The 22853-nt window shown below is 74.5% G+C and carries 22 protein-coding genes; 9 read left to right on the top strand and 13 right to left on the bottom strand.

What is annotated here, in order from left to right:
• Positions 1-145: 145 nt before the first annotated feature.
• Genes MJ876_RS07465 through deoC form a run of 5 tightly spaced genes read right to left on the bottom strand, consistent with a single transcriptional unit; the run spans position 146 to position 4543 of the window.
• A complete protein-coding gene (locus MJ876_RS07465; protein ID WP_240235619.1) occupies positions 146-619 on the bottom strand; it encodes a hypothetical protein in 474 nt (157 codons plus the stop codon).
• Positions 612-1220, bottom strand: a complete 609-nt coding sequence (locus MJ876_RS07470; RefSeq protein ID WP_240235620.1) for a uridine kinase — start codon at positions 1218-1220, stop codon at positions 612-614. Before MJ876_RS07470 ends, MJ876_RS07465 begins: the two co-directional genes overlap by 8 nt.
• Positions 1221-1224: 4 nt before the next feature.
• The gene (locus MJ876_RS07475; RefSeq protein ID WP_240235621.1) at positions 1225-2115 is read right to left on the bottom strand and encodes an aldehyde dehydrogenase family protein; all 891 of its coding nucleotides are present in this window, start codon (positions 2113-2115) and stop codon (positions 1225-1227) included.
• The gene (locus MJ876_RS07480; RefSeq protein ID WP_240235622.1) at positions 2115-3551 is read right to left on the bottom strand and encodes an aldehyde dehydrogenase family protein; all 1437 of its coding nucleotides are present in this window, start codon (positions 3549-3551) and stop codon (positions 2115-2117) included. The genes MJ876_RS07475 and MJ876_RS07480 overlap by 1 nt, the downstream gene beginning before the upstream one ends.
• 5 nt (positions 3552-3556) lie before the next feature.
• The gene (gene deoC / locus MJ876_RS07485) at positions 3557-4543 is read right to left on the bottom strand and encodes a deoxyribose-phosphate aldolase (RefSeq protein ID WP_240235624.1); all 987 of its coding nucleotides are present in this window, start codon (positions 4541-4543) and stop codon (positions 3557-3559) included.
• A gap of 54 nt (positions 4544-4597) precedes the next feature.
• Here deoC and MJ876_RS07490 point away from each other — a divergent pair, with 54 nt between their 5' ends.
• Positions 4598-5251 carry a hypothetical protein gene (locus MJ876_RS07490; RefSeq protein ID WP_240235625.1) on the top strand — a complete coding sequence of 218 codons (654 nt, stop codon included), beginning with the start codon at positions 4598-4600 and terminating at the stop codon, positions 5249-5251.
• A gap of 15 nt (positions 5252-5266) precedes the next feature.
• Here the strand turns inward: MJ876_RS07490 and MJ876_RS07495 are convergent, their stop codons facing one another.
• Positions 5267-6988, bottom strand: coding sequence for a phospho-sugar mutase (locus MJ876_RS07495; RefSeq protein ID WP_240235650.1), 1722 nt, complete (start codon positions 6986-6988; stop codon positions 5267-5269).
• 26 nt (positions 6989-7014) lie between these two features.
• On the opposite strand from MJ876_RS07495, the gene MJ876_RS07500 reads away from it, so the two are divergent.
• Both MJ876_RS07500 and MJ876_RS07505 read left to right on the top strand, forming a co-directional pair.
• Positions 7015-7323 carry a hypothetical protein gene (locus MJ876_RS07500; RefSeq protein ID WP_240235626.1) on the top strand — a complete coding sequence of 103 codons (309 nt, stop codon included), beginning with the start codon at positions 7015-7017 and terminating at the stop codon, positions 7321-7323.
• A 3-nt stretch (positions 7324-7326) separates the two neighbouring features.
• Positions 7327-8091, top strand: a complete 765-nt coding sequence (locus MJ876_RS07505) for a putative protein N(5)-glutamine methyltransferase (RefSeq protein WP_240235627.1) — start codon at positions 7327-7329, stop codon at positions 8089-8091.
• A gap of 15 nt (positions 8092-8106) precedes the next feature.
• Here MJ876_RS07505 and MJ876_RS07510 read toward each other — a convergent pair whose 3' ends face one another.
• From MJ876_RS07510 to MJ876_RS07520, 3 genes are all read right to left on the bottom strand, one after another.
• Positions 8107-9102, bottom strand: a complete 996-nt coding sequence (locus MJ876_RS07510) for an aldo/keto reductase (protein WP_240235628.1) — start codon at positions 9100-9102, stop codon at positions 8107-8109.
• Positions 9103-9165: 63 nt separating this feature from the next.
• Positions 9166-9978 (bottom strand): NAD(P)-dependent oxidoreductase, encoded by an 813-nt coding sequence (locus MJ876_RS07515; protein ID WP_240235629.1) that lies wholly within the window; start codon positions 9976-9978, stop codon positions 9166-9168.
• A gap of 1 nt (position 9979) precedes the next feature.
• The gene (locus MJ876_RS07520) at positions 9980-10774 is read right to left on the bottom strand and encodes a purine-nucleoside phosphorylase (protein ID WP_240235631.1); all 795 of its coding nucleotides are present in this window, start codon (positions 10772-10774) and stop codon (positions 9980-9982) included.
• Positions 10775-10850: 76 nt separating this feature from the next.
• On the opposite strand from MJ876_RS07520, the gene MJ876_RS07525 reads away from it, so the two are divergent.
• From MJ876_RS07525 to MJ876_RS07550, 6 genes are all read left to right on the top strand, one after another.
• The gene (locus tag MJ876_RS07525; protein ID WP_240235632.1) at positions 10851-11798 is read left to right on the top strand and encodes a type IV toxin-antitoxin system AbiEi family antitoxin domain-containing protein; all 948 of its coding nucleotides are present in this window, start codon (positions 10851-10853) and stop codon (positions 11796-11798) included.
• A gap of 152 nt (positions 11799-11950) precedes the next feature.
• On the top strand, positions 11951-13342 hold the full coding sequence (gene lpdA / locus MJ876_RS07530; RefSeq protein WP_240235633.1) for a dihydrolipoyl dehydrogenase: 1392 nt from the start codon (positions 11951-11953) through the stop codon (positions 13340-13342).
• A gap of 44 nt (positions 13343-13386) precedes the next feature.
• Entirely contained in the window at positions 13387-14784 is a 1398-nt protein-coding gene (locus MJ876_RS07535) for an NAD(P)H-quinone dehydrogenase (protein ID WP_240235634.1), read from the top strand.
• Between the two features lie 93 nt (positions 14785-14877).
• Positions 14878-15660 carry a siderophore-interacting protein gene (locus MJ876_RS07540; protein WP_240235635.1) on the top strand — a complete coding sequence of 261 codons (783 nt, stop codon included), beginning with the start codon at positions 14878-14880 and terminating at the stop codon, positions 15658-15660.
• A 201-nt stretch (positions 15661-15861) separates the two neighbouring features.
• Complete coding sequence (locus MJ876_RS07545) at positions 15862-17370, top strand: ABC-F family ATP-binding cassette domain-containing protein (RefSeq protein WP_240235636.1); 1509 nt, start codon at positions 15862-15864, stop codon at positions 17368-17370.
• A gap of 45 nt (positions 17371-17415) precedes the next feature.
• The gene (locus MJ876_RS07550; RefSeq protein ID WP_240235637.1) at positions 17416-18855 is read left to right on the top strand and encodes an NAD(P)/FAD-dependent oxidoreductase; all 1440 of its coding nucleotides are present in this window, start codon (positions 17416-17418) and stop codon (positions 18853-18855) included.
• A 143-nt stretch (positions 18856-18998) separates the two neighbouring features.
• Here MJ876_RS07550 and MJ876_RS07555 read toward each other — a convergent pair whose 3' ends face one another.
• From MJ876_RS07555 to MJ876_RS07570, 4 genes are all read right to left on the bottom strand, one after another.
• Positions 18999-19649, bottom strand: coding sequence for a response regulator transcription factor (locus tag MJ876_RS07555; protein ID WP_240235638.1), 651 nt, complete (start codon positions 19647-19649; stop codon positions 18999-19001).
• On the bottom strand, positions 19646-21043 hold the full coding sequence (locus tag MJ876_RS22150) for a histidine kinase (RefSeq protein ID WP_240235639.1): 1398 nt from the start codon (positions 21041-21043) through the stop codon (positions 19646-19648). Before MJ876_RS22150 ends, MJ876_RS07555 begins: the two co-directional genes overlap by 4 nt.
• Before the next feature lie 35 nt (positions 21044-21078).
• Positions 21079-22002, bottom strand: a complete 924-nt coding sequence (locus tag MJ876_RS07565; RefSeq protein WP_240235640.1) for a hypothetical protein — start codon at positions 22000-22002, stop codon at positions 21079-21081.
• Between the two features lie 118 nt (positions 22003-22120).
• Positions 22121-22828, bottom strand: coding sequence for a YafY family protein (locus tag MJ876_RS07570; protein WP_240235641.1), 708 nt, complete (start codon positions 22826-22828; stop codon positions 22121-22123).
• Between the last annotated feature and the right edge of the window lie 25 nt (positions 22829-22853).

Consider the following 22853-nt stretch of genomic DNA (forward strand, 5'->3'; position numbering starts at 1 on the left):
GCCGGTCGAGCCTGTCGAGACCTCGTCCGAGGCTTCGGCCCTGGAAGTGTGGTGGATCGTCCGGACCTGGTTCGGACGATCCACCGCCCTTCCACGGTCTCGACGACGCGCGCTCGCGTGCTGCTCGACCAGCATCCGTCCCGGGTCAACGCGGCGCGACGACCGCCCAGAGGTGGTCCCAGCCGCTGAGGGTGAGAGCGCGACCGGCCGCCAGGTCGCGAGTACGACGGACGCGGCCGCCGTGGGCGGGGTCGTAGAGGGTGCGGGCGTCGCCGTCGGCGGCGAGCACCAGCACGACGTGACGCGGCATCAGGGCGCTGCCGACGAAGAGCGCGGAGCCGACAACGGCGGCGTCCCAGCCGAAGGCGGGGGAGTGGCGGGCGGGGACGACGCGGTGGCGGCCGGGCAGGAGGCGGGCGACCTCCCACGGCGGGGTGCCGAGCAGGCGTGGCCAGGCGGTCACCTGGCCGTGGGTCTCCAGCACCTCGGCGCCGAAGCGCGGCAGGGCGTGCGCGGCGTACGCCGGGTCGCCGAGCATCCGGGCGACGACCACGCAGGAGGGGCCGCAGGTGAAACGGTCGGGCTGCCTCAGCGACAGGCCCCAGGGGAGCTCAGGCACGCGCCGACTCGCGCAGCGTCGCCACCCTGGCCTCGGCCTCCCGCAGGCCGACCGGCTCGCAGCCCTTCGCGACGGCGTCGGCCACGACGTGGCGTTGCTCGCGCATCAGCGCGAACCCGCGGCTGATGAGCACCAGCGGGGGCTTGCGGTGCTCGCGCAGGTCCCGCTGGAGGCGGAGCCCGAAGGTCAGGAGGGCGGGGCGTCGCACGCAGAAGGCGGCGGCCAGCACGCCCGCCTCCCGGAGCGGGGCCACGACGTCGGGGGCGAAGATGCCCTCCGCGACGACGAGCGGCGCCCCGTCGAGGTGGAGGCGCTGCTCGCCGGTCCGGCCGTTGCGCGCGATCTCGTAGACGGGGACGTCGACCTCCCCGGTGCGACACAGCTCGACCAGGGCGTCGACGGCCTCGTCGGGGAGCCACGAGTCGGGGTGGTCCCAGTCGACGAGGCCCTCGTTCGGGCCGTGGGTGATGAGCGGGAGGGTGGGGTCGCCGCCCGACTTGTAGAAGTCGTCGAGCCGCAGCACGGGCAGCCCGAGGCGTTCGGCGAGGCGGGACTTGCCGGACCCCGAGGGCCCGGCGAGGACGATCACCCGTGCCGGCATGTGCTCAGACGCCCATCGGGTGCCAGACCGTCTTGATCTCCAGCAGGTCGGTCATCGCCGACAGCGACGGCTCGCGCGTCCAGTCGGGCTCCGCGGCCGGGGCGCGACGCACCCGCTTGAGGTTGTCCGCCGCCGCGACCTCCATGGCGGTCGCGGCCTCGGCGGCGCCGTCGGTGCCGGCGAGACCGACGAGGTCGATCGCGTTGACGTCCATGTGCGAGGCCAGCCACGGGCCGACGGCCAGCGCGTCGCCGGTGAGGATGTTGACGACGCCGCCCGGCACGTCCGACGTCGCCAGCGCCTCGCCGAGCGTCACCGCCGGCAGCGGCCGGGCGTACGACGACACGACGACGACCGTGTTGCCGGTGACGACCGCCGGGGCGATCGTGCTGACGAGCCCGAGCAGGCTCGAACCCTGCGGCGCGAGGACCGCGACGACGCCGGTCGGTTCCGGGGTGGACAGGTTGAAGAACTGGCCCGCGACCGGGTTAGCGTTGCCCACGACCTGGGTGAGCTTGTCGGCCCACCCGGCGTACCAGACGAGACGGTCGACGACGGCGTCCACGACGGCCTCGGCGCGCGAGCCGGACAGCCCCTCGGAGGAGCGGACGGCGGCGACGAACTGCGGGCGGCGGTCCTCGATGATCTCCGCGACGCGGTAGAGCACCTGGCCCCGGTTGTACGCCGTGCGGCCGGCCCAGCCGGCCTGCGCCCTGCGGGCGGCGACGACGGCGTCGCGGGCGTCCTTGCGGGACGCGAGCGCCGCGTTGGCGAGGAAGCCGCCCTTGGCGTCACGCACCTCGTAGGAGTAGCCGGACTCCGAGCGGGGGAACGCCCCGCCGACGTACAGCTTGTAGGTCTTCCGCACGTCGATGCGGGCCTGCTCGCGCGCCATCAGCGACCACCCTCCAGATACGCGGCGAGGCCGTGGCGTCCGCCCTCGCGACCGAAGCCCGACTCCTTGTAGCCGCCGAAGGGGCTGGTCGGGTCGAACTTGTTGAACGTGTTGGCCCACACCACGCCGGCGCGCAGCTGGCCGGCCATCGCCAGGATGCGGGAGCCCTTCTCGGTCCACACCCCCGCCGACAGCCCGTACGGCGTGTTGTTGGCCTTCGCGACCGCCTCGTCGGGCGTGCGGAACGTGAGGACGGAGAGCACCGGGCCGAAGATCTCCTCGCGCGCGATGCGGTGCGCGGTCGAGACCTCCGTGAACAGCGTCGGCGGGAACCAGAAGCCCCGCTGCGGCAGCTCGCAGTCGGGCGACCAGCGTCCGGCGCCCTCGGCCTCCCCGGCCTGGGTGAGCTCGGTGATCCGGGCGAGCTGGGCGGCGGAGTTGATGGCACCCACGTCGGTGTTCTTGTCGAGCGGGTCGCCGACGCGCAGCGTCGACATGCGGCGCTTCAGACGGTCGAGGAACTCCTCGGCGACGCTCTCCTGCACCAGCAGCCGGGAGCCCGCGCAGCACACGTGGCCCTGGTTGAAGAAGATGCCGGTGACGACGCCCTCGACGGCCTGGTCGATCGGCGCGTCGTCGAACACGATGTTCGCCGCCTTGCCGCCGAGCTCGAGGGTGACGCGCTTGTCGGTGCCGGCGACCGAGCGGGCGATGGCCTTGCCGACGCCGGTCGAGCCGGTGAACGCGATCTTGTCGACGCCGGGGTGGTCGACGATGGCCTGGCCGGTGGCGCCGGCGCCGGTGACGATGTTGACGACACCCGGCGGCAGGTCGGCCTGCTGGCAGATCTCCGCGAACAGCAGCGCCGTCAGCGGCGTGGTCTCCGCCGGCTTGAGGACGACAGTGTTGCCGCAGGCCAGCGCGGGTGCGACCTTCCAGGCCAGCATCAGCAGCGGGAAGTTCCACGGGATGACCTGGCCGGCCACGCCGAGCGGCGTCTCGCCGTACCCCGAGTGCTTGAGCTTGTCGGCCCAGCCGGCGTAGTAGAAGAAGTGCGCGGCCACGGTCGGGACGTCGACGTCGCGGGCCTCGCGGATCGGCTTGCCGTTGTCGATGGACTCCAGGACGGCGAGCTCGCGGCCACGCTCCTGGATGATCCGGGCGATCCGGAACAGGTACTTCGCGCGCTCCGCGCCGGGCATGCGCGACCAGACCTTGTCGTACGCCGACCGCGCGGCCCGCACGGCGCGGTCGACGTCGCTCGCGTCGGCCTCCGCGACCTCGGCGAGGACCTCCTCGGTGGCCGGGTTGACGGTCTTGAACGGCGTCCCGTGCCCGTCGCGGAACTGGCCGTCGACGAACAGCCCGTAGGACTCCTTGATGTCGACGATCCCCGTCGACTCGGGGGCGGGGGCGTAGTCGAAGTCGATGCCCATCAGAGTCAGTCCACCGTCACGTAGTCGGGGCCGGAGTACCGGCCGGTCTGCATCTTCTGGCGCTGCAGCAGCAGGTCGTTGAGCAGCGTGGAGGCGCCGAAGCGGAACCAGTCCGGGTCGAGCCAGTCGCGGCCCGCGACCTCGTTGACGGTCACCAGGAACTTGATCGCGTCCTTCGTGGTGCGGATGCCGCCGGCGGGCTTCACGCCCACCTGGGTGCCGGTCGCGAGGCGGAAGTCGCGGACCGCCTCCAGCATCAGCATCGTCACCGGCAGCGTCGCGGCGGGCTGCACCTTGCCGGTGGAGGTCTTGATGAAGTCGGCGCCGGCCATCATCGCCAGCCACGAGGCGCGCCGGACGGCGTCGTACGTCACGAGCTCGCCGGTCTCGAGGATGACCTTCAGGTGCGCCGGCCCGCAGGCCTGCTTCACCGCGACGATCTCCTCGAAGACCTGCAGGTAGCGGCCGGACAGGAAGGCGCCGCGGTCGATGACCATGTCGATCTCGTCCGCGCCGGCCTCGACGGCGTCGCGGGTGTCGGCGAGCTTGATGTCGCGGGCCGCGCGGCCCGACGGGAACGCGGTGGCCACGGCGGCCACGTGGACGCCGGACGCGCCCAGCGTCTGCTTCGCCACGGCGACCAGGTCGGGGTAGACGCAGACGGCGGCGGTCGCGGGGCACGACGGGTCGGACGGGTCGGGGCGCATCGCCTTGCTCGACAGGGCGCGGACCTTGCCCGGGGTGTCCTGGCCCTCGAGGGTCGTCAGGTCGACCATCCGGATGGCCAGGTCGATCGCCTGCGCCTTCGCGGTGGTCTTGATGGAGCGGGTGGCGAGCGTCGCGGCGCGGGCGTCGGCGCCGACCTGGTCGACGCCCGGCAGGCCGTGCAGGAACCGGCGCAGCGAGGCGTCGTCGCGGGTCACCCCGTCGAGGTCCGCGGCCGCGGCGCCGTTGCCGGGACCGGCGCCGGGGTGGGTGGTCGGTGCAGTCACCGAAGCAGTCTAGGAGCCGCCGCGGACGTCGGAGCCCCCGCCTAGGCTGGTCCTGTGAGCGAGGAGCAGCCGCACGTCGAGCGCTTCCCGGGCACGGGCGGCTACCTCATGCCGGTCGTCGCCGGGGTCCTCGGTGCGCTGCTGCTCGCGATCGCGTTCGTCGACGGCCTGCAGGGTCGCGACCTGCCCCTCGCGGCGGGCTGCCTGTTGGGCGCCGTCGTGGTGTGGGTCGTCTTCCTGCGCCCGTCGGTGCGCGTCGAGGACGAGGAGACCCTCGTGCTCACCGGCCCGCTGAGCCGCACCCGCATCCCGATGGCCGCGATCGAGCGGATGGCGCTGACGCGCATGCTCGTCGTCCAGGTCGCCGGTCGGCGCCACGTGTCGACCGCCCTGTCGCGCAGCCTGCGCAGCTCGATGGCGACGGGCGGCATGCTCGCCACCCGCTCGGGGCCGGGGGCGCCCGCCGTCCCCGAGCGGGCGGACGACGCGAGGGCCGCGGGCAAGCGGGAGGGCCAGCCCTACCCGGACTTCGTCGAGGAGCGGCTCGCCCGCCTCGCCGAGAACGCCCGCGCCCGCCGCGGCATCCGCGTGCTCTCCGACGAGCAGGAGGCCCTCGGTGCCGACGTCACGAAGGAGACGGCCACGCCCGCGGTCGTCGCCCTGGCCGTCGCGGCGCTGCTCTTCCTCGCCGCGCTGCTGGTGCCCTAGACGGCGCGCGAGGGGCTACAGCCCGGCCGCCTCGACCAGGTCCGCGCGGACAGCGTCGAGGCGGCCCACCGCGGCGATGCGGGCCGCGGCGACCGCGTCGCGGCGTACCTCGGCGTCGGGCTCGTCCGCGGCGGCGTCCACGTCGACGACGACCTCGAGGTAGCACTTCAGCTTGGGCTCCGTGCCGCTCGGCCGGACGACGACCCGGCCGCCCTCCGCGAGCCGGTAGCGCAGCCCGTCGGTCGGTGGCACGCCCGTCGTCTCGACGCTGCCGGTGGCGAGGTCCTCCGCGGCGGTGACCGCGAAGCCGCCCAGCGAGGTCGGCGGGGTCTCCCGCAGCCGGGCCAGGACGGCGCCGATCTCGGACAGGTCGGTGACACGGACCGACACCTGGTCGGTCGCGTGGAGGCCGTGGGCGAGGGCGAGGTCGTCGAGCAGGTCGAGCAGGGTCCGGCCGTCGGCCTTGGCCCGCGCGGCGAGCTCGCAGAGCAGGAGCAGCGCGGAGACCCCGTCCTTGTCCTTCACGTGGGCGGGGTCGACGCAGTAGCCGAGCGCCTCCTCGTAGCCGAAGGCGAGGTCGGGGACCCGGCCGATCCACTTGAAGCCGGTCAGGGTCTCGACGTACGGGCGATCCGCGGCGGCGGCCATCTTCCCGAGCAGCGACGAGGAGACGATCGAGCAGGCGTAGGTGCCCCCGGTGCCCTCGGCAGCCCCCCGCGAGAGCAGGTGGGAGGCGAGCAGCGCGCCGACCTCGTCGCCGCGCAGCATGCGCCAGGCGCCCTGCTTGCTCAGGTCGGTCGCGGGTGCGGGGACCGCCGCCGCACAGCGGTCGGCGTCGGGGTCGTTGGCGACCACGAGGTCGGCTCCCACCGTGGCGGCGAGCTCCATGGCGAGGTCCATCGCGCCGGGCTCCTCGGGGTTCGGGAACTCGACGGTGGGGAAGTCGGGGTCCGGCTCCTCCTGCGGTGCGACGACGTGGGGGGCGTCGAAGCCGGCCTGCTCCAGCACGGTGGCGACGGCGGTCCCGCCGACGCCGTGCAGCGGCGTGTAGACGACGCGCAGGTCGCGGGGTCCGTCCTCGGCGAGCTCGGCGACGGTGTCGAGGTAGCGGTCGAGGACCTGGTTGTCGAGCACGCGGCCGCCGTCCCCGCGCGGCACCTGCGGGACGGGGCCGACCGCGGCGATCCGCTCGGCGATCCCGGAGTCGGCGGGCGGCACGATCTGGCTGCCGTCGCCGAGGTAGACCTTGTAGCCGTTGTCGGCGGGCGGGTTGTGGCTGGCGGTGACCATCACCCCGGCGACGGCCCCGAGCTCGCGGATGGCGTAGGCGAGCACCGGGGTCGGCAGCGCGTGCGGCAGCGTGAGCGCCTGCAGTCCGGCGCCGGTGACGACCTCGGCGGTGTCGCGGGCGTAGGTGTCGCTGTGGTGGCGGGCGTCGTACCCGATGACGACGGGGTCCCCGGGCCGCGCGCCCTGGTCGAGCAGGTAGGCCGCGAGGCCGGCGGCGGCGCGGGTCACGACGACGCGGTTCATGCGGTTCGACCCGGGGCCCTGGCGCCCGCGCAGGCCCGCGGTGCCGAACTCCAGGGTGCCGTCGAAGGCGTCGGCGAGCTCCGCGGCGGCGGCCTCGTCGCCGGCCACGGCCCGCTCGACGAGCGCCTCCAGCTCGGCCCGGGTCTGCTCGTCGGGGTCCTCGGCGGCCCAGGCGCGGGCGCGGGCGAGGAGGTCGTCGGTGATCACCGTCGCACCGTAGCGTCGGGCCCATGGCCGACCGCGACGAGACGCCCCGCACCGACCTGCGCCATGAGCACGTCGTCGAGTGGACCCGCTGGGAGCGGGTCTCCGAGACCCGGCTGCGGGTGTGGTGCTACCAGGGCAACCGCACCGCGTACGGCGTCCGCGCCGTGGTCGCCGAGGACGACGACGCCGTCCGGGTCGCGACGGTGACGGGCACGCGCCCGGACGCCCCCGACATGACGACGATGGAGGCGCTCGAGGTCTCGCTGCTCGTCGACCTCGCGGCGCCGCTGGGCGACCGCGCGGTCCGCCAGCACCCGGACGCGCTGGGCTGAGACGTGCCGTCGGACACGCTGGTCGCGACCCTGCGCGCCGCCGGCTGCGTGTTCGCCGAGGAGGAGGCCGCGCTGTTGCAGGAGGCCGCCGGGGACGACGCCGCGCTCGCCGGGCTCGTCGCGCGCCGGGTCGCGGGGGAACCGCTGGAGCAGGTGGTCGGGTTCGTCGACCTCGGTGGTCTGCGGCTGCGCGTGGCGCCGGGGTGCTTCGTGCCGCGTCAGCGCACGATGCTGCTCGTGCGCGAGGCCGTCGCCGCGGCGCGGGCGGCCGGGCCCGGGGCCGTCGTCGTGGAGGCGTACGCCGGGGTGGCGCCGGTGGCCGCCCACGTCGCCGTCGCCGTCCCCGACGCACGCTTGTACGCGGTGGAGCGCGACGAGCGGGTCCTCGGGGCGGCCCGGGCGAACGGTGGCGGCCGCGTGAGCGTGCACCACGGCGACGTCCTCGACGGCCTGCCGCCGGCGGTGGCCGGGCGGGTCGCCGTCGTCGCCGCGGTCCCGCCGTACGTGCCGGACGACGACCTCGCGCTGATGCCCCGCGAGGCGCGGGAGCACGAGGCGCCGTCCGCGCTGCTGGGCGGACCCGACGGGCTGGGCCCGTTCCGCGCCCTGGTGGAGGCCGCCTCCGGGTGGCTCGCGCCGGGCGGCGTCGTCCTCGCGGAGGTGTCGGTGGGCCAGGCCCCGTCGGCCATCGCCGCCGCGCAGACACTCGGGTACGCCGCGACCGCGGTCACCGAGGAGGCGACCGCCGTCGTGCGTGTGGTGCGGTGATGGCTGCCGGGAGGCTCAGCGGTCGATCGTGCTCATGTCGCTGTAGCGCTCGCCGGCGACGGCGTGGCGCGGCACGGCCTGCTCCAGCGCCCCGAGGTCGTCGCCGGTGAGGGTGACGTCGAGGGCGCCGACGTTCTCCTCGAGGTAGCGGGTCCGCTTGGTGCCGGGGATCGGCGCCACGCCCAGGTCGTCCGTCTGCTGTGCCAGGACCCACGCGAGGGCGAGCTGGCCCGGGGTCGCGCCCTTGGCCTCGGCGAGCTCCTTCACCTTGGCGACCAGCGCCAGGTTGGCGTCGAGCGCCTCGCCCTGGAAGCGGGGGAAGCGGCCGGTGCGGCTGTCGGACTCGTCCAGGTCGGACGGCGAGGCGATGGCGCCGGTGAGCAGGCCACGGCCGAGCGGGGAGTACGGCACGAGGCCGATGCCGAGCTCGCGCAGCACGGGCGCGATGTCGTCCTCGAGGTCGCGGGTGAACAGCGAGTACTCGGTCTGCAGGGCGGTGATCGGGTGGGTCGCGTGCGCGCGGCGGATGGTCTGCGGGCCCGCCTCGGAGAGGCCGAGGAAGCGGACCTTGCCGGCCTGCACCAGCTCGGCCATGGCGCCGACGGTCTCCTCGATCGGCACGTCGGGGTCGACGCGGTGCTGGTAGTAGAGGTCGATGACGTCGACGCCGAGGCGCTGCAGCGAGGCGTCGGCGGCGGAGCGGACGTACTCGGGGCGGCCGTTGATGCCGACCCAGCTGCCGTCCTCACGGCGCTCGTTGCCGAACTTCGTGGCCAGCTGGACCTCGCCGCGGCGCTCGGCGATGGCGGCGCCGACGAGGCGCTCGTTGGTGAAGGGGCCGTACATGTCGGCGGTGTCGAGGAAGGTGACGCCCAGGTCGAGGGCGCGGTGGATGGTCGCGGTCGCCTCCTGCTCGTCGGCCGTTCCGTAGAACTCCGACATGCCCATGCAGCCGAGGCCCAGGGCCGAGACGGTCAGGGGTGCGGTGGTGCCGAGGGTGCGTGTGTCCATGCAGGGCCCAACCGGGGCGGCGTCGATGGTGTTCCGGGTCACCTCGAGCAACCCCCGACGTCGTCAGGACTGCGGGCGGTCCAGGGCGGGGCGCTCGAGGTCGGTGAAGGTCGTGGGCCCGCCGACGACGGCGTTCTCGGCGGCGTCGTCCGCCCTGGCCTCGACGAGCGCGGCGTACTCCTCGGCGTCGTCGGCCGGCTCGTAGCCGAGGCGGCGCCCGGGCTCGAGGTCCCACCAGGCGCGGGTGTTGGCGGAGATGCCGTGCAGGACGGCCCACCCGGGGGCGGGCGTGGTCAGGCAGGCGTGGACCATCCGGACGCAGTCGTCGGGCGACAGCCACGTCGAGAGGTGCCGCACGGTCGTCGGGTGCTCCTCGAACGACCCGATCCGGCAGGCGAGGACGTCGAGGCCGTACCGGTCGGCGTACAGGCTCATGAGGGCCTCGGCGGCGACCTTGCCGACGCCGTAGAAAGTGTCGGGCCGCGGGCGGACGTCGACGGTCAGCAGGCCGTCGTCCAGCTCGGTGCGCCGGTGGCGGCCGACGGCGTGGTTGGAGGAGGCGTAGACCATCCGGCCGACGCCATGGGCGAGCATCGCGTCGAGCAGGGCGCCGGTGGAGACGACGTGACCGGACAGCGCGTCCGGCAGCGAGGTCTCGCCGGGGTCGCCGGCCAGGTGGACGACGGCGTCCAGGGGCTGCGCGGCGACCGCGGCGTCGACGGCGTCCGGGTCGGTGCAGTCGGCGACGTGCCAGGCGGTCGCCCCGGCGGGGTCGGGCAGGAGGTCGAGCCCGACGACCTCGTGACCCGACGCGGGGAGACCGGCGACGAGGGTCCGGCCGATGCTGCCCGCGGCGCCGGTGACGAGGACCCGCACCTCAGATCCTCGGGACGATGCGGGCGAGCAGGTCGCCCATGCGCCCGGCGGCGGCGCGGCCGGCCTCGAGCACCTCGGCGTGGTCGAGCGGGGCGTCGGAGATGCCCGCGGCGAGGTTGGTGACGAGGCTGATGCCGAGGACCTCCATGCCCGCCTCGCGGGCGGCGATGGCCTCCAGCGTGGTGCTCATGCCGACGAGGTCGCCGCCGAGCGCCTTGACCATGCGGACCTCGGCCGGGGTCTCGTAGTGCGGGCCGGGGAACTGGGCGTAGACGCCCTCCTCCAGCGAGGGGTCGACCTCCTGGCACAGCGCGCGCAGCCGCGCGGCGTACAGGTCGGTGAGGTCGATGAACGTCGCGCCCTCGAGCGGGCTGGTCGCGGTGAGGTTGAGGTGGTCGCTGATGAGCACGGGCGTGCCGGGCGCCCAGTGCTCCTTCAGCCCGCCGCAGCCGTTGGTGAGCACGACCGCGCGGCAGCCCGCCGCGGCCGCCGTCCGCACGCCGTGGACGACGGGCGCGGTGCCGAGGCCCTCGTACAGGTGGGTGCGCCCGGCGAAGACGAGCAGGCGGGAGTCCCCGGCCCTCACCGAGCGCACGGTGCCCGCGTGGCCCTCGACCGCCGGGGGCGCGAAGCCGGGCAGGTCGGTGGTCCTCAGCTCGGTGACCGTCTCGCCCAGCAGGTCGACCGCCGGCAGCCACCCGGACCCCAGCACGACGGCCACGTCGTGCCGCTCCACCCCGGTCGCCTCCGCCAGGGCCGTCGCCGCTGCCTGCGCCTGCTGCTTCGCGTCGCTCACGGAGGGTGACCCTACTGAGGGCGCGCCTGTGGAGGAGCAGCCGCACGGACCGCGCCCACCGGTGATGCTGCTGGCCATGACTGACCTGGCCGCCGGGATGCGCGCGCTCCTGGCCGAGCAGGACGGCGTCGTCAACCGCAGGCAGCTGCTGGCGGCGGGGGTGTCGGCCTCAGGTGTTCGCTCCCTGCTGCGGCGCCGGCGGCTCACGCAGGTGCACCCCGGGGTGTACGTCGACCACACCGGCCCGTTGACGCGGCTGCAACGGTGGTGGGCCGCCGTCCTGTACGCCGCCCCGGCGGGTCTGAGCGGACGCTCGGTGCTGGCCTTCCACGGGCTGCGGAGCGGCACGGCCGAACCCGTGAGCGTGGTGATCCGGGAGGGCCGGACGGTGGACCCGCCGGCCGGGGTGGTGGTGCACCGCTGCCGGCGGTTCACCGAGCTCCTGGACCGGAGCCCCGGCCTGCCGCGGACGACGCTGGAGGAGGCCGTGATCGACGTGGCGTCGGAGGCGACCACCGACGGCGACGCGGTCGCCGTCCTGGCCGAGGCGGTGAGCTCCCGCCGCACGACGGCCGGGAGGATCGCCGAACGGCTCGCGCTGCGCGCCCGGCTCGCGCGGCGGGAGCTGCTGGGCGCGATCCTGGCGGACGTCGCCGCCGGTGCCTGCTCGGTGCTGGAGCGGGCGTACCTGCGCGACGTCGAGCAGGCGCACGGCCTCTCGGCCGCACGCCGTCAGGTGCGGGCGTCGTCCCGGGGCACTGTCTTCCGCGACGTCGACTACGAGGAGCTGGGCCTGCTGGTCGAGCTGGACGGCCGGATGGACCACAGTCACGTCGCCGACAAGGACCGTGACCTCGACCGTGACCTCGACGCGGCGGTGGACGGGAAGGTCACGGTGCGGCTGGGGCACGGCCAGGTGGTCGGACGGACGTGTGCGACCGCTCAGCGTCTCGGGCGCCTGATGCAGGCTCGCGGCTGGACCGGTGAGGTCCGCAGGTGCCCGTCGTGCCGCGGTGACCTCTGATCGCGTGGGATCGGTGCTCGAATCCGGCACCGATCCCACGCGATCCGTGTTCAACGCCCGCTCGCCTCGCCGTCCGTCGTCACCCGGTCGGCCCCGTTCGTCCCTGGCTGACCGCTTGGGCCGGGGGGCCCGCGACGGAATAGGCTGAGGACGTGAGCCACTTCGACGTCCTCGTCCTCGGCGCTGGCCCCGGTGGCTACGTCGCCGCCATCCGCGCCTCCCAGCTCGGCAAGAGCGTCGGGGTGATCGAGGAGAAGTACTGGGGCGGGGTCTGCCTCAACGTCGGCTGCATCCCGTCGAAGGCGCTGCTGCGGAACGCCGAGCTGGCGCACATCCTGACGCACGAGAAGGACAAGTTCGGGATCACCGGTGACGCTTCCATGGAGTTCGGCACCACCCACGCCCGCAGCCGCTCGGTGAGCGACTCGATCGTCAAGGGCGTGCACTACCTGATGAAGAAGAACAAGATCACCGAGGTGCACGGCTGGGGGACCATCAAGGACCCCAGGACGGTCGCGGTGAAGGGCTCGGACGGCGAGGTCACCGAGCACACCTGCGACACCCTCATCATCGCGGCGGGCGCGGTCACGCGGCTGATCCCGGGCACCGAGCTGTCCGAGCGCGTGGTGACCTACGAGGAGCAGATCCTCCAGAACGAGCTCCCGGGCTCCGTCGTGATCGCCGGCTCCGGCGCGATCGGCGTCGAGTTCGCCTACGTCATGAAGAACTTCGGCGTCGACGTCACCATCGTCGAGTTCCTCGACCGCATGGTCCCGACCGAGGACGCCGAGGTCTCCAAGGAGCTCCTCAAGCAGTACAAGAAGCTGGGCGTCGACGTCCGCCTCTCCACCAAGGTCGAGTCGATCGACGACTCCGGCGACAAGGTGAAGGTCACCGTCTCGAAGAACGGCGAGTCCGAGACGATCGAGACCGACAAGGTCCTGCAGGCCATCGGCTTCGCGCCCCGCCTCGACGGCTACGGCCTCGAGAACCTGGGCGTCGAGATGACCGACCGCGGCGCCATCGCCGTCGACGAGCGCGGCCGGACGTCGATCGAGGGCGTCTACGCGATCGGCGACGTGACCGGCAAGCTGATGCTCGCTCACACCGCCGAGGCCATGGGCGTCGTCGCCGCCGAGACCATCGCGGACGCCGAGACCATGGAGATCGAGTTCGACATGATCCCGCGGGCGACGTACTGCCAGCCGCAGATCGCCTCCTTCGGCTACTCCGAGGAGCAGGCGAAGGAGAAGGGCTACGACGTCAAGACGTCGAAGTTCCCGTTCTCGGCGAACGGCAAGGCCAAGGGCCTCGGCGAGGAGGTCGGCTTCGTGAAAATCGTGGCCGACTCCGAGCACAACGAGATCATCGGCGCCCACCTGATCGGGCCCGACGTGACCGAGCTGCTGCCCGCGCTGACGCTGGCGCAGCGCTGGGACCTGACCGCCGACGAGGTGGCGCGCAACGTGTTCGCCCACCCGACGCTCGGCGAGTCGGTCAAGGAGGCCGTCGAGGGCATCGCCGGCCACATGATCAACCTCTGATCCGGGGCACCGGGCCCGGGAGTCGTCGTACGAGAAGGGACCGCATGAGTCGCGTCGTCATCGTCGGGGGAGGCCCCGGCGGCTACGAGTCCGCGCTGGTCGCCGCCCAGCTGGGAGCCGAGGTCACCGTCGTCGACACCGACGGTCTCGGCGGCTCGGCGGTCCTCACCGACTGCGTGCCGTCGAAGACGCTGATCGCGACGTCGGAGCTGATGACGGACCTCGGCAGCGCCGGCGAGCTCGGCCTGGTCTGGGAGGACTTCGAGGGCGACGCCGCCGAGAACCTGCGCGTGGACCTGTCGAAGGTCAACCGCCGGGTGAAGAAGCTCGCCGCGGACCAGTCCGCCGACATCTTGCGCCGCATCGAGCGCGAGGACATCCGCATCGTCGTCGGCCGCGGCCGTCTCGACGGACCTGAGACCGTCGTCGCCACCCTGGACGACGGGTCCGAGGAGCGCCTGGACGCCGACGCGATCCTGGTCTCGACCGGCGCCGCGCCCCGCACGCTCGACTCGGCGAAGCCGGACGGCGAGCGCATCCTGACCTGGGAGCAGGTCTACGACCTCGACGAGACGCCCGAGAAGCTCGTGGTGGTCGGCTCCGGCGTGACCGGGGTCGAGTTCGCCGCGGCGTACCTCGCGCTCGGCGTCGACGTCACCCTCGTGTCCTCCCGCGACCGGGTGCTCCCCAGCGAGGACGCCGACGCCGCGGAGGTCCTCGAGGAGGTCCTGACCCGCCGGGGCATGACGGTGCTGTCGAAGTCGCGGATGGAGTCCGTCGTCCGCGACGGCGACACCGTGACCGTGACGCTCACCGACGGTCGGTCGGTGGAGGCGTCGCACTGCATCCTCGCGCTGGGCTCGGTCCCGAACACCGCCGACATGGGGCTGCAGGAGTCCGGCGTCGAGCTGAACGACGGCGGGTTCGTGAAGGTCGACAAGGTCTCGCGGACCACCGCCCGGGGCGTGTACGCCGCCGGCGACTGCACCGGCGTCCTCATGCTCGCCTCGGTCGCGGCGATGCAGGGCCGGACGGCCATGCGCCACGCGCTCGGCGACGCCGTCCAGCCGCTCGACCTGCTGAAGGTCTCCTCGAACGTCTTCACCTCGCCGGAGATCGCCACCGTCGGCATCACCCAGCGCGCCGTCGACGCGGGGGAGACCCCCGCCGAGGCCGTCATGCTGCCGCTGGCCGGCAACCCGCGCGCGAAGATGCAGGGCATCCGCGACGGGTTCGTGAAGCTGTTCTGCCGCCCCGGCTCCGGGACGGTCGCCGGTGGCGTCGTCGTCTCCCCGCGGGCCTCGGAGCTGATCCACGCGATCTCGGTCGCGGTCTCCGAGCGGCTGACCGCCGACCAGCTCGCGGCGGACTTCACCGTCTACCCGTCGCTGTCCGGCTCCGTGGCCGAGGCCGCGCGCCGGGCGCACCAGGTCCAGGCCTGACCCCTTGAGGTGGTCGAGCAGGGAGGAGCCCTGGCGACGACCGCGTCGAGACCGCCGACCGAGAACTGAAGGAACCCTGTGCACGGAACCGTCTTGAGGACCGAGCGCCTCACCCCGTCGATGGTCCGCGTCGTCCTCGGCGGCGAGGGTCTGGCCGGCTTCACGATGCCGGACGGCGACCCGACCGACGCCTACGTGAACCTGGCGTTCCCGCCCGCGGGCGCGTCGTACGGGCCGGTGTTCGACCCGAAGGCGCTGAAGGACCTGCCCCGCGAGGAGCAGCCGGTGCGCCGGCGCTACACGGTCCGCGACTGGGACGCCGACGCCGGTGAGCTGACCGTGGACTTCGTGGTCCACGGGGACGCCGGCGTCGCCGGGCCGTGGGCGCTGGGTGCGCAGCCGGGCGACGTCCTGGTCCTCCAGGGCCCCAGCGGCGGTTACCGCCCCCGTCAGGACGCCGAGCGCTACCTCATGGTCGGCGACGAGTCGGCGATCCCCGCGATCGCCGCCTCCGCGGCGGTCGTCCCCGCCGGCCGCCCGCTGACGGTGCTGCTGGTCTGCGACGGCCCCGAGCACGAGCTGCCGATCACCACCGAGGCCGACCTCGACCTGCGGTGGCTGCACCGTTCCGCCGACCCCGGCAGCGAGCTGGCCGACGAGCTGCGGACGATCGACCTCCCCGCCGGCGCCGACGTCTGCACCTTCGTGCACGGTGAGGCGGAGGAGATCCGCGCCATCCGCAAGCACCTGCTCACCGAGGTCGGGATGTCCCGCGCCGACATGTCGTGCTCGCCGTACTGGCGGCGCACCATGGACGACGAGGCCTGGCGCGCGGTGAAGAAGGACTTCGTGGCGGCGATGGAGCAGGACGCCTAGCTCCCGGTGCGCACCTGAAAACCACGTGCGGCGAGCCCGGGCCGCTCCGTAGCCTGGCGACATGCCGACCGCATCCCTGAGGCTCCGCACCCGCGCCTGACGGCGCGGCCCGACCCTCCTCTCGCTGCCCGCCGTCCCGGTGTCCTCCGCCGGGCGGTGCTCCTGCGTGCGCGCACACCTGCCCGGCTCCACCCACACGACGTGGAGCAGCAGATGCAGACCCCTGTCCTCACCCCGTCCACCGGCGGCACCGCCCACCTCCGCGCCCGCGGGCTGGAGGTCGCCGTCGCCGGCCGGCCCGTCCTGACCGGCGTCGACGTGACCGTCTCGGCCGGGACCCGCCTCGCCGTCGTCGGCGAGAACGGCCGCGGCAAGACCACACTCGTCCGCGCGCTCGCCGGCGAGCTCGAGCCGGACGCCGGGGAGGTGATCCGCGCCGGAAGCCTCGCCGTCGCGCGCCAGGTCATCGACGCGGGCGCCGGGGCGACCGTCGGTGGCCTCGTCGCCGAGGCCGTCGCCGAGGCCGTCGCCGAGCCGGTGGCCGCGCTGGAGGCCCTCGACGAGGCCACCGCGGCGCTCGTCGCGGAGGAGCCCGGCGCGGACACGGCGTACGCCGCCGCCCTCGACGACGCCGTCCGCCTCGACGCCTGGGACGCGGAACGGCGCGTCGACGTCGCCCTCGCCGGGCTCGACGCCTGCACCGATCGCGAGCGTCCGCTGGCGACCCTGTCGGTCGGGCAGCGGTCGCGGGTGCGGCTGGCGTGCGTGCTCGGCGGTGCGTACGACCTCCTCCTGCTCGACGAGCCCACGAACCACCTCGACGCCGCCGGGCTCGCGTTCCTCGAGCAGGCGATCCGTGAGCACCGCGGCGGCGTCCTCGTGGTCAGCCACGACCGGGCGCTGCTGCGGGCCGTGGCCGACGAGGTCCTCGACCTCGACCCCACGATGGACGCGCGCCCGCGGCTCCACTCCGGCGGGTACGACGGGTGGCGGGCAGGGCGGAGTGCCGAGCGGGAGCGCTGGCAGCAGAGGTACGACGCCCAGCGCACCGAGCACGCCCGGCTGACCGAGGCGGTCGAGCAGGCCCGCAGCCGGTTGAGCTCCGGCTGGCGGCCGGACAAGGGGACCGGCAAGCACCAGCGGCAGTCCCACGCGCCCGGCGTCGTCCAGCAGGTGCACCGCGCCCGCGAGCGGCTCGAGGCGCACCGCGTCACCGCGCCGCGACCGCCCGCGAGCATGTCGTGGCCGACGCTCACGGCCCGTCCCGGTCGGGTGCTCGTGCGGGCCGAGGGCGTCACCGTGGCCGACCGGCTGAGGCGCCCGGTCGACCTCCGCCTCGAGGCCGGCGACAGGCTGCTGGTCACGGGGCCGAACGGTGCCGGCAAGTCGACGCTGCTCGCCGTCCTCGCGGGCGTGCTGGCACCGACGACGGGGGAGGTGCGACCCCCGGTCAAGGGGACGGCGTACCTCGGGCAGGAGACGCCGGTGACCGACCGCTCCGCCGGGCAGGCGCGGCGCCGCCACCTCGAGCGGCTCCTGGCCGGGCGGCCCGAGCTGCTGCTGCTCGACGAGCCGACCAACCACCTCGCGGCGCCGCTGGTGGACGAGCTGACAACGTTCGTCCGCGACACCGCGGCTGCGGTCGTGATCGCCACGCACGACCGTCAGCTGCTGGCGGACCTCGCGGACTGGCCGGTGCTGCAGCTGTGAGCCGGGCGGGCCGGTGGCCCACGAAGCCGTGGGTACCGTCGACGGGTGACCACCGCAGTCGTCGTCGGTTCCGGCCCCAACGGCATGTCCGCCGCCCTCCGACTGGCGCGTGCGGGGGTGACGGTGACCGTCGTCGAGGCGTACGACGAGCCCGGCGGCGGGCTGCGCTCCTCGACGGACGCGACGGTGCCGGGCCTGGTGCACGACCTCGGCGCGGGCTTCCACCCGATGCTGATCGACAACCCGTTCACCCAGGAGGTCGACCTCGAGGCGGCCGGGGTGGAGTGGGCGTGGCCGGAGGTCCAGTTCGCGCACCCGCTCGACACCACCACCGACCCGGAGGGGGGTGCGGCGGCGTACCGGTCGATCGACGAGACGGCCGCCGGCCTGGGCCGGGACGGGGCGACGTGGCGGCGGATCTTCACCCCGTTGGCCGAGGGGTGGCACGAGCTCGCGGAGGACGCGCTGCGCCCGCCGATCCACGTGCCGCGCCACCCGATCGGCCTGGTCCGCTTCGGGCTGCAGGCGCTGATGCCGGCGTCCGTCATGGCGCGGCAGTTCCGCACCGAGCGCGCCCGCGCGCTGTGGACCGGCATCGCCACCCACGGCTTCCGACCGCCCAGCGTGCCGATGTCGTCCGCCATCGCGCTGATGCTCGGCGCCTCGGGCCACCGCTTCGGGTGGCCCGTCGCGGTCGGCGGGTCGGCGCGCATCGTCGACGCGACGACCTCGCTGCTCGAGGGCTTGGGCGGGAAGGTCGAGACGGGCCGCCGCATCACGTCGCTCGACGAGCTCGGCTCGCCCGACCTCGTCATGCTCGACACCGGCCCCGCCGACGCCCTGCGCATCCTCGGCGACCGTGCGCCCGCGCTGACCCGCCGCGCGTACGACCGGTGGCCCACCGGGTCCGGCGCGTTCCAGGTGTCGTTCGCGGTGGACGGCGGCATCCCGTGGTCCTACGAGCCCGCCCGCAGCGCCGGCACGCTGCACCTCGGCGGCGACCTCGCCGACATGACGCGCGCGGAGAGGACGGCCGAGCAGGGACGCCTGCCGGACCTGCCGTACGTGCTGCTCGGCCAGCAGTACCTCGCCGACCCCTCCCGCTGCGTCGGCTCGACCGTGCCGATCGACTGCTACGCGCACGTGCCGACCTGGTGGTCGGACGGCGACGCCGCGCTCGCCGCGGTGACGGCCCGGATCGAGCGCTACGCCCCGGGCTTCTCCGACCGCGTCGTCGCCACGTCGGTGCGGGGCCCGGAGCAGCTGTTCGCGGAGAACCCGAACTGGGTCGGCGGCGACATCGCCGCCGGGCTCGTCACCCCGCTGCGGCTCGCGTACGGCGCCCGCCCCACGCTCTCGCCGTACGACACGGGCGTGGACGGCGTCCACCTCTGCTCCGCCGTCACCCCGCCCGGCCCCGGTGCCCACGGCCTCTGCGGCTGGAACGCCGCCGGTGCGGCGCTGAAGGAGCTCGCGAAGCGCTGACCGCGGCGCGGGCCCGGTGCGGCCCCGTGCCGCTCACCACGCCAGGTGGGCGAGCCGGCGCCGAGCGCGGTGAGCTCGCCTCGCTCGGCGGGTGATCGCCTACCTAGCGTGGTGAGGGTCGGGGACGGGTCGCCGCCGCGACGTCAGCCCAGGTGGTCTCGCGCCCAGAGCGCGGCGGAGGTGCGGTCGGCGACGCCGATGCGGCGGAAGATGCTGCCGACGTGGGCCTTGACGGTGCGCTCGGTGATGCCGAGGCAGCGGGCGATCTGCTTGTTCGCGAGGCCCTGGCCGACGAGCTCGAGCACCTCCCGCTCGCGGCGGCTGAGGTCGACGTCGGCCTCGGCCGGCGGGGCGGGGGACGACGCGCCCGGCAGCAGCGCCCCCGCGACGCGGGGGTCGAGGGGGACCTGGCCGTCGGCGGCCGCGCGGACGGCGGCCAGCAGCGCGCCCGGCTCGGAGTCCTTGAGCAGGTAGCCGACCGCCCCGGCGGCCAGCGCCTCCCGGACGCGGTCGTGGTCGGCGAAGCTCGTCAGCACGAGGATCCGAGTGTCCGGGGCGTCGGCGAGGATCGCGCGGGTCGCGGCGACGCCGTCCATGACGGGCATGGAGAGGTCCATGAGGACGACGTCCGGTGACGTCGTCGCGGCGAGGGCGACGGCCTGCTCGCCGTTCGCGGCCTCGCCGCAGACCTCGAGGCCGGTGTCGCCGGCGACGAGCCCGGCGAGGCCCGCCCGGACGAGGCGGTGGTCGTCGACGAGCAGGACACGTCGGACGGCGGTGGCGTCGGGACTCATCGCGGGGGCACCTCCAGGCGCCAGGTCGTGCCGGGGTGGCCAGGGTCGTTCAGGTCGCCGGTGCGGACGTCGAGGGTCGCGCCCTGCCGGGCCGCGGCGTCGATCAGCAGCCGCAGCCCGAAGTGACCGGGCTCGGGACGGTCGAGCGCGGCGTCCAGGTCGAAGCCGCGGCCGTCGTCCGCGACCGTGAGGACGACGGCGCCGGCCACCTGCGTCAGGGTCACGGTGACGGTGCTGCAGCTGGCGTGGGCCGCCGCGTTGCGCAGGGTCTCGCGGGCCACGCCGAAGACGAGCTGGGCGCGTTCGGCGTCGAGCGACGCGGCCGCCGCGGTGTCGACGTCGAGGTGGACGGCGACGTCGCGGCCACGTAGCCCCGCGGCGAGGTCGTTCAGGGCCTGCTCGAGTCCCTCGCCGTCCAGGCTGGCGGGGTAGATGTCGACCAGGAGCGAGCGGAGTCCACCGATGCCGGCGCGCACGGCGTCCGCCGCCCCCGCGAGCGAGCCCGCCAGGTCACGGTCGCCCGCGGCGGCCACCCGGGACGCCGCGCCCGAGACGACGTACGACGTGGCGGCGAGCTCCTGGACCGGTCCGTCGTGCAGCGTCGCGGCGATGCGGCGCCGCTCGGCGTCCGACGCGTCGAGCGCGGCCTGCAGGAGCAGCTCCCGCTCGTCGCGGCCGCGGCGCAGGTGACCGAGCAGGCGCCAGAAGATCGGCAGCAGGAGCAGCACGAGCCCGACCAGGCTCACGACGACGATCGCCGCGAAGCCGCGCCAGATCTCGGCGCCGCGGTCGGTGACGAGGGTGTACGGCGCGTAGGTCTCGAACAGCAGCACCTCCCCGTCCGGGGTGCGGACCGGGTGGTAGACCTCCAGCAGCCGTCCCCGGCCGCGCTCGTAGACGTTCTCGGGCTCGTCGAGGTCGCTGTTCTCCGCGCCGGTGCCGAGACCGCCGGCGCCCTCCTCGATGGCCTCGCGCTCCTCGGGGTCGAGCCCGAACCGTCGCCCGACGAGGCGCGGCTCGTCGGAGTACACGATCGTGCCGTCGGCGGACCACAGCTTGGTGCGGACGATGTCGGGGCCCAGCACCTGCGTGCGGATCGCCTCGTCGAGGCGATCCAGCGCGGCCGGGTCACCGGCGACGACGCCGTCGCGCAGCGCAGGCTCGACGACGGCGTCCGCGAGGATCTCCGTGCGCCGGGCGGTGCCGGTGACGCCCTCAGCCTCGCCCTCGCGGCGGGCCGCCCATGCGCCGAGCAGCGCGACCGCGACGAGCACGGCCAGCGTCGCGGCGACCACCCCGCCGTACACCCGGCCCGGGCGCACCACGGCCGCGGCCCGCCGCGGCGCTCGCCCCTCGGAGAGGCGGCGCCACGACGGGTCGACGGACGTCTGCACGGGCCCAGTATCGAGCGCGGGGTCCTGCTGCGTGGTCAGGGGAGCGGGGTGGGGTTCGTCGGGTCGGGCGGGACGGGCACCGAGCCGCGGATGCGGTTCTGCGCCTGGCACTGGCTGGTGCAGCTCGTCGCGCCCTGCGACAGCTCGACGGCGTCCTCGCCGAGCACGCCGCCCATGCGTCCGCCGGAGGCGACGGACCAGCGGGTGGTCGTGGCGGTCTGCTCGAGCTTCGTGGCGACCTGGGGGCTGTCCTTGCCGAGCAGCATCTGGTGGGCGCCGGCGCCCGACGGCACCGCCGCGACGCCGTCCCCGACGTTGATCTTCTGCGTGTACGGGTTCGTGAAGTAGAACAGGCCCGGGCCGAGGGTGTGGGTGATCTCGACGGCCGTGGTGAACTCCGGCTCCATCTGGAAGATGCCGCCCTGCGGGGCGTCCTTCGCCTGGACCTTGAGCTTGCCGGCGGCGGTGCCGAGGATCGCGACGAGAGAGCCGTCCTGGACCTCCAGCCTCGTCAGCGACGGGCTGCGGCGCTGCGCGGCGGTCAGGGTCGGCACCTTGGACGAGAAGATCACCGTCGGCGTGGTGACCATCCGGTCGGGAGCCGCGGCGCCGGTGAGGGTGTAGTCGTACACGCCCAGGGTGGCGGGGTCGATCGTGAAGCGGGTGTTGACGCCGCTGACGACGATCGGGCTGGTCCCGACCGCGACCTTCGCGAGCTTGAGGTCCCTGCCGCGGGCCGGGTTGTACGTCGTCCCGTTGACGGTGACGGAGTAGTCGCCGGCGGCGGCCTTCGACCCGCCGCCCTCGCCCTCGTCCTCACCGCCCTTCCTTCCGGACGCCGAGGCGGGCGACGCGGTGGCGAGCACGGCGAGGGTGGTGACGAGGACGCCGACCCCCGCGGCGACGAGGCGGCTACGCCGGCGGAGGCCGGTGGTCTTCGGGGTGGTGCTGGTGGTCATCGGTGTCTCCGGTGATCGTGGCCCGTGGGGGCGCCGGGCGCGGCTGGGTGTGTCGACCGTTCTGGGTCGGGCACAGCCAAGTCGCGACGCGGTCGGAGTCACCAGACGGTCGATGGTCCTAGTACCTCGAAGACTCGCCGGCGCGCCCGAAGTCCGTGCGCAGCCAGTGGGCCAGGTCGTCGGCCGGGAGTGGCTGGCGGGGCGCGGCCGCACCGGTCTCGAGGTCGGTGAGGCGCGCGACGAGGAAGAGCCGCCAGTTCTCCCGGTCGCGGTCCCGGGCCAGGACGCACCAGCGGCCGTCGACGAGCAGGCACCGCAACGAGTCGGCGTGGCGTCGGCTGGTCGCCCCGTGCCGGTCCGTGTAGGTGAACGACACCGACCGGTCGGCCGCAGCAGCCGCGGTGAGCGGGCCGAGCAGGAAGGCGGCGCCGGGGTCGAGGGTCACGGTCTCACTGGTCGCCGCCGCGTCGTCCGCGACCGACGCCAGCCGGCGCGGGAGCACCTGTCGGAGCTTGGTCAGCGCCCGCTGAGCCGCCTCGGCGGTGGCGCCGCGCTCGACCGACCGGAGACCGACGACGAGCGCCAGCACCTCTTCGTCGTCGAACAGCAGCGGCGGCAGGCGCGTGCCGGGCGCGAGCCGGTAGTGACCGCCCGGTCCCGGCCGGCCGCGGACGGCGTAGCCGAGGGCCACCAGCCGCCGTATGTCGCGGCGCAGGGTGCGCGGGCTCGTTCCGCACCGCTCGGCGAGGTCCGCCGCCTCCCACGTGGGCCGCGACGACAGCAGGGTCAGCAGCATGAGGGTGCGCGCCGCGACGTCCGCCTCCACCACCCCAGGGTGGCAGGAGACGTGG

Origin of the sequence: Nocardioides sp. CFH 31398 (assembly GCF_022436705.1) — a bacterium.
GTDB lineage: Bacteria > Actinomycetota > Actinomycetes > Propionibacteriales > Nocardioidaceae > Nocardioides.

What these genes read in the sequence shown, in the direction of transcription:
- MJ876_RS07470 (WP_240235620.1), bottom strand. Translation starts at nt 1,220, where the DNA reads ATGCCGGCACGGGTGATCGTCCTCGCCGGGCCCTCGGGGTCCGGCAAG.
- MJ876_RS07475 (WP_240235621.1), bottom strand. Translation starts at nt 2,115, where the DNA reads ATGGCGCGCGAGCAGGCCCGCATCGACGTGCGGAAGACCTACAAGCTG.
- MJ876_RS07480 (WP_240235622.1), bottom strand. Translation starts at nt 3,551, where the DNA reads ATGGGCATCGACTTCGACTACGCCCCCGCCCCCGAGTCGACGGGGATC.
- MJ876_RS07500 (WP_240235626.1), top strand. Translation starts at nt 7,015, where the DNA reads ATGGCCGACCGCGACGAGACGCCCCGCACCGACCTGCGCCATGAGCAC.
- MJ876_RS07510 (WP_240235628.1), bottom strand. Translation starts at nt 9,102, where the DNA reads ATGGACACACGCACCCTCGGCACCACCGCACCCCTGACCGTCTCGGCC.
- MJ876_RS07525 (WP_240235632.1), top strand. Translation starts at nt 10,851, where the DNA reads ATGACTGACCTGGCCGCCGGGATGCGCGCGCTCCTGGCCGAGCAGGAC.
- MJ876_RS07535 (WP_240235634.1), top strand. Translation starts at nt 13,387, where the DNA reads ATGAGTCGCGTCGTCATCGTCGGGGGAGGCCCCGGCGGCTACGAGTCC.
- MJ876_RS07555 (WP_240235638.1), bottom strand. Translation starts at nt 19,649, where the DNA reads ATGAGTCCCGACGCCACCGCCGTCCGACGTGTCCTGCTCGTCGACGAC.
- MJ876_RS07565 (WP_240235640.1), bottom strand. Translation starts at nt 22,002, where the DNA reads ATGACCACCAGCACCACCCCGAAGACCACCGGCCTCCGCCGGCGTAGC.